This window comes from Paraflavisolibacter caeni (assembly GCF_025628885.1).
Classification (GTDB): domain Bacteria; phylum Bacteroidota; class Bacteroidia; order Chitinophagales; family Chitinophagaceae; genus Flavisolibacter; species Flavisolibacter caeni.
In genome coordinates, this window is the sequence record NZ_JAOTIF010000018.1 from 26,486 (window position 1) to 38,024 (window position 11,539).

An 11,539-nucleotide genomic window follows, 5' to 3' on the forward strand; every position below is an offset into this window, starting at 1 on the left:
TTGACAATCAGATAATTTGAAAATGGGGTAAGGGGAATGATATTAGGAGATTGGTGGGGTAAAAGTGGTTTTCTAGGCTTTTCCTAGGCTTAGCTATGGCTTTAGTACGGCTCAGGTAGGGCTGAGCAACGAAAGATGAACCGCGGATTTGCACGATTAAAAAGGGAGGAATAGGATTTTTTGGTGGAGGAGTCCGGGTTTTATTGGAGATTGAGAAAGGGGAAGAAAAGATGCTTTTTTGAGGTTTAGGAACGAAGGGGGCATACTGTAGGTATACTCTAGGTATACTGATGGTATGCTTCAGGTATACTTGAGGTACGAAGGATCCCTGCTGGAAAGCTGGAGTTGAAAAGGACAAAAGCGGTCATTTCCTGCCATTTCCTGCCAAAGCGGCCACAAGGATTGGAGGAGTGAATGGGGAGGAGTAGCTTTAGGGGGTAAATGGAGGAGCAATGAATCATGTCTATATCAATAGTAAAGAAAGGGTGGTGATCAAGGATGGCAAGAAGGTACCTAGACTCTTGTTGGGCATGATCCGGGGCTCGATTGGGAAGTGCTTTGTGGTGAAGCATTATAGGGGGAACAAGAAAAAGAAGTGGAAGAAAAGGATTGTGATCACCAAGTACCCGGACATGAGTGGAGTGGTGGCTTCTGAAAAGCAAAGAGAGCGGAGGGATTTGTTTAAGGAGGCGGTGGTCTATGCCCAGTGGATCCTCTCGGATCCGGAACGGAAGGAGGCATTTCGAAAGACCCTGCCCCGAAAGAAGCGGAAGCATGTCTACCAGGCAGCCATCCGGTTGTACATGAGCAGGCAGGGGGATAAGCAGTGGCTGAGGAAGCAGCTGGCAGTGAGAGGAATGATGAGCACAGGAAGAAGGGAGATGGCGGAGTTGGTGAATGGGCAATGGTCAATGGTGAATATGAGAGGGAGGAATGTGTTGGAGCAGATGGGGCCTTGGCAGGTGGTATGGCAGAAAGAAGAGGCTGTGGGGCTTGGGGTGGCAGCTGTTTGTGGAAAGGAGTCGGCAGGTGTAGAAGTATTGCAGATTTAGGAGATGGTGTTGGAGGAAGTATTGCGGTTTTTTGAAATTTTAAGGCTTAATCCTTGGATATCATAATATTTTAGGATTCAAATCCAAGAATATTATAATAATCTTGGAATACAATCCCAAATGATGATAAAAAGGATACTGCAGCCAGAAATCGAGAAAAGGCTATTTAAAGGCAAAGCTCTTCTTATTTTGGGACCACGGCAAGCAGGAAAATCGACCTTAGTGGAAGCAGTATTGGAAGCCAGGGAGCATTTATACCTTAATGGTGATGACGCTGATACCAGGGAAATTTTGGCCAATACAACAGCAACGAAATTAAAAGCCATTATAGGCAGTAAAACAATTCTATTCCTTGAGGAAGCGCAACGCATACCTAACGTTGGACTTACATGAACCTCTTACCGGGCGCAAATACGAATTTATGCTATACCCGCTCAGCTTTGCAGAGATGGTGCAGCATCATGGATTGATACAGGAAAAAAGATTGATCGAGCATCGCCTGGTCTATGGCTATTATCCTGAGATCGTAACAAAGCAGGGTGAAGAGCGTGAACTGCTCAAGCTACTGGCAGGCAGTTATCTTTATAAAGACCTTCTCATGCTGGAGCAGGTAAAAAAACCTCTTATTCTTGAAAAGCTGTTAAAAGTACTTGCCCTGCAGGTGGGAAGCGAAATCAGTTTCCAAGAACTAGCTCAAACAGTTGGTAGCGATAACAAGACCGTCGATAAATATATTGACCTGCTGGAAAAAGCCTATGTTGTTTTTCGTTTGCCTGCCTTAAGCAGGAACGTACGTAATGAGATCAAGAAGGTGAAGAAGGTTTATTTCTACGATTGCGGCATACGCAATGCAATCATCAATAATTTCAAACCAGTTCATACAAGAACAGATGTAGGAGCGTTATGGGAGAATTTTGTCATTGCAGAAAGAATGAAAGTCCTGAACTATAGCATGATGGATGCCACTCAATATTTCTGGCGCACAACGCAACAACAAGAAATAGACCTAGTTGAAGAATATGATGGGCAATTAACTGCCTATGAAATCAAATGGAATAAAAACCAGAAAGTTCGATTTTCTCAAACCTTTACAGATAACTATCCTGGTACAAAAAGCTTTGTCATTTCGCCTGAGAATGCGGAAGATTTCCTGATCCTTTAGGTTGCATATGGTTGTTGCATATTCTTACTGACCTTATGCGCTGCTGTATCAATAACCCGGACCGGGAGCATAGGCTTCACCTATTTCGTATATCATTTGGCGCAATTGCAATTATATCCATCAATTCTATACCTGTAGGGAACAGAACAGGATCACAGAAGCCGCTACTGTATTGAGTTTCAGCGAATCAATTCATCAAGGTAACCGAAAAGGAAACCGAATAAATTGCTGGATTTTGATGGAATTTCGAAGAGCTTAACTGCACTTTAAATTTACAAAATAACAGGCTCAAATGATAGTAATTTGATTCAAATCTTATGTAGGCAAAATTATTATCAGGAGCAACCAAGGAACATTTTGAGTCTTATAGCAAATATAATTAATTGAATCTTTTCGCCTATTGGTTTGCAGTTCGGAAGGGACCGTATATTTTTATTTTTATGTAGGCTACTAAAGAGTTTCAGAGGAAGTGAATTTTGAGAACACCGAATAGGGCACTTTTAGTTTGATTTCTTTTAGGCTGAATGGTTATGCTTCATACGTTATTCTACACCATCATCGATGCGCTCAGCAGAACTGGATAATACTCCTCCCATAATATCAAATAAATTAAAAAAGCAAATACAATAAAACTTTGGGCCAAGTTAGCGCAGGTAACAAATGTCACTTAATTGGTGATTAAGATTGCAACGAGATGAAGCCTCCTATCAAAGCCACCCGAAAATCCAAGATTTCAGATGTGTCTTAGGACTAGTTGGTGTCAATACTGATACGGAAATGGACACCACCACACTCAACCGAATTCTGGACATCAACAAACTACTCAAAAATAACTAAGAACTTGTATTCGAGTTCCTGAATAGCTATATCGCAAATAAGGAAATTACAAATGTAATGCAGTAAAAAAGCAATTTAAGAAGAGAAAAACTGGAAAAAGGGTGGGCACTTCTGTCCCCATCATAGGAAACCATGAGCTGGCGAGATCACCCTCTTCATTGAGATGGCTAGTTTAATAGCCGGTGAACTTGGCGTGCGGAGGATTGCTAGGGGCTCCGTCGTGGAGATCAATATAAAGCTGTTCAAACGAAGAGACCAAGGCCCTGCCCCAGGAAGAAAAAGTTAAGGTCTATTACTTCCTCGACAAGGCCATCACCTCCAACAAAACCCAAAAAGCTTTCCCCGGTAAACGATAAAGCCACTCAAAAAAAAAGAGTGGCTTTGCTAATCTTATTAAAGTAAATCTTCAGGTAAAGAATTGCTATTACCACGCAGGCTTTCTCTTTACAACCCGTAGGCATAGGACGCCAATCCCACAGTATCCCGCCTCATTATTGCACCTGAGCCATAATAGTTAAGCCAGCGAAGTTGAAAAACTCTAAGGATTAGTTTGCATTTGACGAAGCATAATTTTGTAATTTTTTTTACCAATTGAATAACCTAAATCTGCTGATTTTTTATATAGAGCTAATGCTTTTTTTAAATTTTTTTTACACCCATTACCAGTTTCATAAAAAGATGCCAGATTATTGCAAGCCTCTGCATGATTTTGCATACAAGCTTTCGTATACCAATAAATACACTTTTTAGGATTATACTTTGGATTTTGAATATTTAAATAATTCATGTTTTCGTATTGTTGTCCTAAATCGTACTGTGCCTCGGGATGACCTAAATATGCAGCCTTCTTAATTAAGTCAAAATATTGATTATACATTTCCTTTCTATTATTTTCGTCAACATAATTAGGGTATTCATACATTCTTTCATGCAGCATCTTTGCTTTCAAATAAAACTTTTCTCCTTTCATAGCTTAACGTTTTTTATTATTCCACCATTCGAAAAAGCCAGGTGGTGCAGGCTTAGAAACTTCTTTACCTGTATGACTGTTTTTTTCTAGTACATTACCTGGTTTTTTCGGATCTGGCTTTAGTTTTTTAAATGGATTGTTTGTTCCATCTGCTCTTCCAGTTTGGTTCCTTTCACCTTTTATATCAAATACCCTTGGCGGAACATAATTCGTATTATCTCTTAATGAAAACCAATTCGGCTGGTAAGTAGGATGTGTTTCACTTTGACTGTAATTATATAGACTATAACCAACAAGAACTGCTCCACCTGTTGCCGCAGCAGGAATCAGAAATGGATATGTTTCCGGCTGAGTTAAACTCACTGCGATAGCTCCTTTTATAATATCTTCATTACTATTGTTTGTATTTTTAACACCACTGTTTGCCGGCACCACCTCGGGCCGGGGCGAGGGGCTTGGAGTAGGCAGAATAACAGCAGGCTGATTACTTGGCTTAGGCCTAGTCCCAACCACAACGACTGCAGGTAACTCTTTAGGCTTTTCTGGTGTAGATGTTTCCGGCGGCTTTGTTGGATCTGTTGAGAATAATCCCAGCGGATCATTATAAGATATGGGATTATCGTATGCAAACACATAAGGCGACCAATCCTCGTAATCATCTGCCAGTTCATCCATCTGATGGAACCTGCCGATTTGCGGATCATAGCTCCTAAATTCTGTTGCATATAATTCCAATCCTGTGCCATCGGAAAACTCCTTACTTTCTAATTCTGTACCATCATTGAACTTGCGTCTATTCTCCAACATCCCCATTGCCTTACTGCTGATTCCAGCCATGGTGAGTCCGAAAGGATAGTAGTGGGTTTCTTCCAGCACAGGGCCTCGGGTGTGGATCACCTGCAGGTTGTCAAAGAACACATCGACATTGCTCTCATTGCTCACGTAAACATACAAATATCCATTCTTCTCAACAGCAATATTTTGCAAGGCTGCATCTGAAAACCAGTGGTTCTTTACCGCCCCGCTACCACCTACCCTGCTGAAACCACCTCCCATATAGCGAAACTGCTCATCCAAGAGTATGTAGTTAATATAGGCCTTGGGTGTATTGCTGTTCTCTCCATTATTACCCCTAATAAAGGAAGAAGGAATAAGACCGGTGTTTACCCCCTCCAATTGAGGAGCCGTAACACCCTTGCCTACTGCGACATTTCCAGGAGTATTCAGAAAAGCATCTAGTATATCTCTTAATGCAAGGGTGGTAGAATTACTGTTGTTAAAATTATCTGTGGCGTTGTAATAAGATTTCCCATGAATGTTGAGCACATCTCCTGCCATTACCTTCACCGCCATAGCCAGTCCTGTCTTGTTGGTACTGCCATTTACCCTATACAGCCGATCACTTACAGCCCCATCACTCACCGTGTAATTAGAGGGATAGGAGCCAGAAGCAATACTATTGTAAGGCGGGTTGCCATTGTTATTGCTGTAGTCAAGGCTACCGCTCCATGAAGATATCTGAGAACGGGTTCTGATTTGGTTATCATCAATGCTGAAAAATTCTTTTTCCCAGCCTATCATGGATTTATCCCCCAAGGTCATGCTGCCCTCCAAAGTAGCGGCAGGATAAAAGTTGGTCTGCTGTTCTTCGGTCAACACCATGCGGACATTGCCCAAATGATCTTTGATAAAATAATCATAAACGAAAGAACCATTGTCTGCCTTATAGCGGATTCGTCCTTCCTCCTGGGGTAAAAACTGCAGCACATCATCTTCATAAGTCCCCAATAAATAGAGGGTCGTTTTTGCAGGCTTGCCGGTTTCTGCAACCACTTTTTTCAGTTTATTGCCCCCCGCATCATAAGTATAAGTAATAGTACCTTTTGCCGTTGTTATGAGGGAAGGGAGGTTGAGGTGATTGTAGGTAATGGAATTGATGCTTTTGTTGGCATCAAGGGTCAGGTTGCCATTTTGGTCATAATCGTAATCCGTAGTTCCTTTTGTAGCAGCATCATACTTAAAATCACCCAGTTTGCTGTCTTTATCGTTAAAAGCATCACTTACGCCATAGAGCTTATTTCTAAGTTCATGTCCATCAAAAGTATAATTATAGGTAAGGTCATCTATCTGAGCCTTTGATACACCTTTTAAGCCCCACTGCTGCATGCGTTTAATATTGCCATTGGCATCATAAGCAGAGACAGGATCTGAACCATTGCCCATCTTAACTGAAAAATCAATGGTGGCATTGGAGACAAAGTCTGTTCCGTTGTGCTGGGTAAAATCAGCTTTGAGCAGGCGATTAGCAGCATCGTAGTCATAGTCATACTTTCTGCGCTCTCCATCTCCAATGCTTCTCCACACTGAGCCTGCAATATTGCCATTGAAGGCATCTTTTGCATAATTACCTACCACTTGGGCAGAGGCTGTTGCAATTGCTTTTTTGTCATAGCCAAGGTCAAAACCAAAATAGCGGTCATTTTGGTTTGCATTTTTGGCAAACTCTCTGTTTACCCCTAAGAGCCAGCCCCTGATGTTATAGGCATAATCCAGGGTTTCCAGTCCGTTATTGCCATTATAAGCAGGTGCAAGCTTTTTACTTTTCAGCTGTCCCAGGGCATCATACTCCATGGAGGTGATCTGCTTCCAGCCGCTTGCATTTACGTTCTTTTCAATGGTTGTTATTCTTCCCAAATCATCATAGTTATTTTTGGTAGCCACCTCAAAGTTTTGGACCGCGGCACCTCCTTTTTGATGCTTGATATGGCTGCGCAATACCTTGCCAGCAAAGTCATAGCGGGTGGTTACGATATCTATACCATCGCTTATATTGGTGGCCTGCACCTGGATCACCCTTCCCTTTTCATCATAGATGTTCACGGAGTAGAGGTATTTACTTTCGCCCAATACTTTGACTTTGGTCCAACTCACCAGTCCCTTTGTTCTTGATGATTGTACCAAGGGTTCAGCATAGTCTGATGGAACTAAAGAATAGTCCAGGTAAGATCCATAGACATTTTGTAAGGATCCATTGAGGCCTGCAGGCAGGCCACTGTAATCCCCATCATAGTGGGTTTCGGTGAGCAGTTCCCAACCTGAGGTGGGCTCCGCAGAAAAAGGATAAGGAGTAAAACTGCTGGTGTTGGCCATGGCCTGCCCCCTGTGGTAATCCCCATCTTGGGCGTTTTGCCACAACCCTGTTTTTACAGGCCGGTTCAGTTCGTCATAAAAGGTCACCATCCATTTTTCCTGACCTGACTTCCTCATATTGCCGTCCTGGCTCATCACTAACCGGTCCCGGACGTCATAGACCATTTGAACAGCCGCTGCCCCCGGCACCTTTTTTAGGATCATCCTTCCTCTTGCATCATACTCATAGCGGAAGGTAAGTTCCTCTAACATAGTGGTCTTTGTTGCCAAGGAGGACCAGCTGTTTTCTTCATTTAATTTCTCCACAGCCTTGGGTTGGAGTACAGCCCTAAGCTGCCCCAAATCATCGTAGATATAATAGGTAGAAAGCCAGCCCCCATAGCCCCTGCCGGAGCCATCATCTTTGACAGCTGCGGAGTTGAAGGTTTCCAATAGCTGCACTTTCTTTAGAATCACCCGCCCTTCCTTATCCTTGAACTCAATGACCTGTTTTCCGTGTTCATCTTCCGTTACAGTTTTATACAGTTCCCCTGCAGGATAAGGACTGAGGGAACAGGTGTAGGTACCAAAATCACCCACCACATCCGTGACGCTCCACATCCTTACCTCATCGGCCAGGGTATTGGTCCAGTGTTGGGTTGCTATACCCCGGTTGCTGCCAGTCCAACTGTCTCCCGGTGTAGTAATCTTATTCACCCTGTTTAAAGGAGAGGCTTCAAATTCCGTCTGGCCATAATAAAAAGATTCCTCTGGAGTTTGTACTTTGTAAAAGTTATTTAATTCACCCAAGGGATTGACCTTAAACTTGCCATCCCCCGTAGTGGAAACAAAAGGCAAGTATTGAACCGCCTCCCGTCCAAAGGGATCATACACAGTTGGCTTCACCACGTCTTTTCCGCCATTGCTGCCTTGTTTGGTTACCGTTTGCACCAGCCTCCCCAATCCGTCAAGGTACTGGGTTGCTTGCTTTACTTCCCGTACATCACTAATCCCATCTGCTGTTTGTGCGTCTGTTATGCCGCCTCGCATGAATTCTCTTACCTTGATGTAGTTCAGGTTTTCTGCTTCCACAGTCCCAATGATAATCTTACAAGCATTGGTATAAGCGGTCTCCACTCCGCAAACCGCTTTTCTCCGGTACCAGGTGGTATTAGACAAATTGCCCACTTCATAGCTAAGGCCAGTTGCACCAGTTATACTGGTGAAAATAATTCCATTCGAAGATTGTTCCCATTGATAGGCATAAGCTCCTGCGCAACCTCCCTGGCTTGCTCCATTGGCGGCCAGATGGCCAGGACTGGTATTGGGTACAATGGTATACTCATTCGGCACAATACTTCCTGGCTGAAGAGGTGGGCTAACCGTAACCACTGCCGAAAGGCTGTTGGCACTCAACCCATTGCTAGACACCACTACCCGGTAATAGGTAGTCCCAACCACATTTGCCGGTGGCGTATAGCTTGATCCTGTTGCACCTTCAATGTTAACTGGACTGGTAAAAGAGCTAGTGGAAGACTGTTGCCATTGGTATGTATATGTACCACTGCCACCAGTCACACCGCCTGATACCAGTGTAACTGTAGTACCGTTGTAATGCACATTTTGACTTGCAGGGCTCACACTACCGCCTTGCAAAGCAGCGTACACAGTTACTGACGCTATACTGCTATAAGCAGTAACCCCATTGCTACTCACCGCTACCCGGTAAAACAAAGTCCCGGACATATCTGATGGTGGTGTATAGGTTGTAGTGTTAGCCCCTGTAATATTGGTAGGACTTGTAAAGGAACTGCTGGATGATTGCTGCCATTGGTAGGTGTAGCTGCCATTGCCGCCTGTAACTCCACTGAGAGTAAGCGGTGTGGCAGGGCTGTTAAGGTTAAGATTTTGAGATATTGGACTTACACTTCCCGGCTGCAAATCAGGATATACGGTGACTACAGCGGTACTGCTATAGGCAGAAGCACCGTTACTGCTCACCATAACCCTGTAATACAATGTGCCGGAAACACTAGTAGGTGGCGTGTAGGTGGCAACAGTAGCTCCTGCGATATTGCTTACATCAGTAAAAGAACTGTTGGAAGCTTTCTGCCATTGGTAAGTATAAGTGCCACTGCCGCCTGTGACGCCACTTATGGAAAGGGTTGTTGGGGTGTTGTTTAGGTTCAGAGTCTGTGATGCCGGACTAATGCTTCCTCCCACAACAGCAGGATACACTGTAACGGAAGCGATGCTACTGTAAGCAGATACCGCATTACTGGTGACGAATACGCGATAATAGGTGTTCGATGTTAGACTGCCAGGCATATAAGTAGAAGCAGTGGCCCCGCTAATGTTGGTGAAGTTAGCGCCATCAGAAGAACTCTGCCACTGGTAAGCATAACTGCCGTTGCCACCTGTAACACCAGTAGAACTCAGGGTTCCGGGACTGGTACCATAGTTAATGGCGGTGGAGGCCGGACTTATACTACCCGCCTGCAATGGCGGATATACGTTTACTACAGCAGATGAACTATAAGCGGTAGTGCCCAGGCTAGTGACAGCAAGCCTGTAATATTTAGTGGCTGTAAGAAGCCCCGGATCATAGGCAGTGCTGTTAGCGCCGCTGATATTGGTGTAGTTAACGCCATCCGCAGAACTCTGCCACTGGTAAGTGTAAGAGCCATTTCCCCCCGCTACCCCGGTTGAGGATAGGGTGGATGCCGTAGTATTGTAATTAATGTATTGGGGCGAGGGAATCACACCACCCGGCTGAAGGGCAGGATATACATTTACAACTGCCGTATTGGTATAAGCCACTTCCGGGCCGCAGGTCACTTTTCTACGGTAATAGCGGGTTGCCGATATAGGCCCTGGTGGAGAATAATAGAAACCATTTGCCCCACTGATGTCGTAAAAAGTGGTTCCATTGTCGGAATATTGCCACTGGTAATTATAGCTTCCACCGCATCCTCCGCCTGAAGCCCCATATCCGCCATAGCCTCCGGGTGTGCCACCGGAGTAAATGGATTGCGACTCCGGGGAAATGCTTCCGCCGGTTAACTGGGGATTGACATACACCGTGGCCACATTGGAATAGCCGACCGTGCCAGTGCTTGTTTCTGTAACCATTCTACGGTAATAGGTGGTTTGGGTAAGTCCAGAAGAAAATGATAGATTTTCCGCTGTTTTACCCGACAGACTCGACCAGTTGGTACCATTGGTTGACTGCTCCCACTGATATGCATAAGAAGGATAACAGCCCCCCCCTGAGGCTGCAGAACAGCTTATGGTGCCGGGCGTGTAGTTGTAAGTGATAGTTTGTGAACCATTGGAACTAATTGAGCCTGAGTTTAGGGCGTCTGTTACCGTTACATTCAAAAAAGCAGCGCCATTAGGGGTATAAACAGTAATTTGACCACTTGTGGTAAACTTGATCATTAAGTAATTTAATCCATATCCGCTTTCACATTGATTCCCATTAGCCGATGTCCCGCCATAGACACACCACTGGATGTAGTCACTATAACTATAGTTACCGGTAAGATAGTAAAGGTTCTCCACGCCGGCCTGTACACAAGTGGGACCACCCATATACACCTGGGAAAAGCCAGATTTGCTAAAGGCAAGTAAAAAAGAAAGGCTGATCAATAATCTTTTTATTGCGGTCTTATGCTGCATAAGTAGTAGTTATGGTTTATAGTTGTGGGGGTTTAGGAGGTGGACTTTATTTCTTTTCTGTTACAGGCATTACAAATACTGTGATTTCATTGGTATATCCTATCGTTTGAGACTTGCTTTCAACTACTTTTCTTCTAAAAAAAGTAGTTTGTTTAAGTGGCGCAGCAAAAGAGAGGTTAGGTTCTGTAGCACCGATGATTTCTTTCCAATGCACCTTATTCAAAGACTCTTCCCATTGATAAGAAAAAGAAGGTGAACAGTTTCCACCGCTTGCCTGCGTGCAGGATAATGAAGCAGGTATTTTTCTAACAGTTAGAATTTGCTTATCGGCAGTTTCAATAAAACCAGGTTTAAAACCAGGCGCAATATTTACACCTAAATCGGCTGTGCCAGCCTGTGAACTTACGGTAACCTTGCCTGTGTTTCGGCCTGCACTCCACTGCAGGCGAATGGAAGAGACAGTTTGTTTCTCCACGCAAGTAGTGTTGGTTTCCACCAGCACGCCTCCTTCCACACAAATATTGATTTTATCGTTTTCTTTCCAGTCCCCTTTAATATCATATTGGTATACCATTCCAGTAAGTACACATTCTGCACCCGAGATAGTAACCTGCGCAAAACTTATTGAACAGGAGAAAAGACCAAGCAAAACCAGCAACACCTTTTGAGCGCCGGACGATAAATAATGAAACATAGTTTATAGCTTAT

At 43.9% G+C, this 11,539-nt stretch carries 6 protein-coding genes; 3 read left to right on the forward strand and 3 right to left on the reverse strand.

Features of this window, described 5'->3' with window-relative positions; translation table 11 throughout:
- The first annotated feature begins 452 nt into the window (after positions 1-452).
- The 3 genes from OCK74_RS18615 (at position 453) to OCK74_RS18625 (ending at position 2,214) form a co-directional block, all read left to right on the forward strand.
- Positions 453-1,052, forward strand: a complete 600-nt coding sequence (locus OCK74_RS18615; RefSeq protein ID WP_279298582.1) for a hypothetical protein — start codon at positions 453-455, stop codon at positions 1,050-1,052.
- 120 nt (positions 1,053-1,172) lie between these two features.
- A complete protein-coding gene (locus OCK74_RS18620) occupies positions 1,173-1,445 on the forward strand; it encodes an AAA family ATPase (RefSeq protein ID WP_279298583.1) in 273 nt (90 codons plus the stop codon).
- Between the two features lie 28 nt (positions 1,446-1,473).
- Positions 1,474-2,214 (forward strand): ATP-binding protein, encoded by a 741-nt coding sequence (locus tag OCK74_RS18625; RefSeq protein WP_279298584.1) that lies wholly within the window; start codon positions 1,474-1,476, stop codon positions 2,212-2,214.
- A 1,375-nt stretch (positions 2,215-3,589) separates the two neighbouring features.
- On the opposite strand, the gene OCK74_RS18630 is transcribed toward OCK74_RS18625, so the two are convergent.
- From OCK74_RS18630 to OCK74_RS18640, 3 genes are read right to left on the reverse strand one after another with little or no spacing between them, the layout of a single operon-like run.
- Positions 3,590-4,021: a tetratricopeptide repeat protein gene (locus tag OCK74_RS18630; protein WP_279298585.1), complete on the reverse strand. Its 432-nt coding sequence runs from the start codon at positions 4,019-4,021 to the stop codon at positions 3,590-3,592.
- A gap of 3 nt (positions 4,022-4,024) precedes the next feature.
- Positions 4,025-10,831, reverse strand: a complete 6,807-nt coding sequence (locus tag OCK74_RS18635; RefSeq protein WP_279298586.1) for a DUF6443 domain-containing protein — start codon at positions 10,829-10,831, stop codon at positions 4,025-4,027.
- 46 nt (positions 10,832-10,877) lie between these two features.
- Positions 10,878-11,525, reverse strand: coding sequence for a hypothetical protein (locus OCK74_RS18640; RefSeq protein ID WP_279298587.1), 648 nt, complete (start codon positions 11,523-11,525; stop codon positions 10,878-10,880).
- Positions 11,526-11,539: the final 14 nt, after the last annotated feature.

Coding starts and splice junctions, on each gene's coding strand:
- OCK74_RS18615 (WP_279298582.1), top strand. CDS start 453: ATGAATCATGTCTATATCAATAGTAAAGAAAGGGTGGTGATCAAGGAT.
- OCK74_RS18620 (WP_279298583.1), top strand. CDS start 1,173: ATGATGATAAAAAGGATACTGCAGCCAGAAATCGAGAAAAGGCTATTT.
- OCK74_RS18625 (WP_279298584.1), top strand. CDS start 1,474: ATGCTATACCCGCTCAGCTTTGCAGAGATGGTGCAGCATCATGGATTG.
- OCK74_RS18630 (WP_279298585.1), bottom strand. CDS start 4,021: ATGAAAGGAGAAAAGTTTTATTTGAAAGCAAAGATGCTGCATGAAAGA.
- OCK74_RS18635 (WP_279298586.1), bottom strand. CDS start 10,831: ATGCAGCATAAGACCGCAATAAAAAGATTATTGATCAGCCTTTCTTTT.
- OCK74_RS18640 (WP_279298587.1), bottom strand. CDS start 11,525: ATGTTTCATTATTTATCGTCCGGCGCTCAAAAGGTGTTGCTGGTTTTG.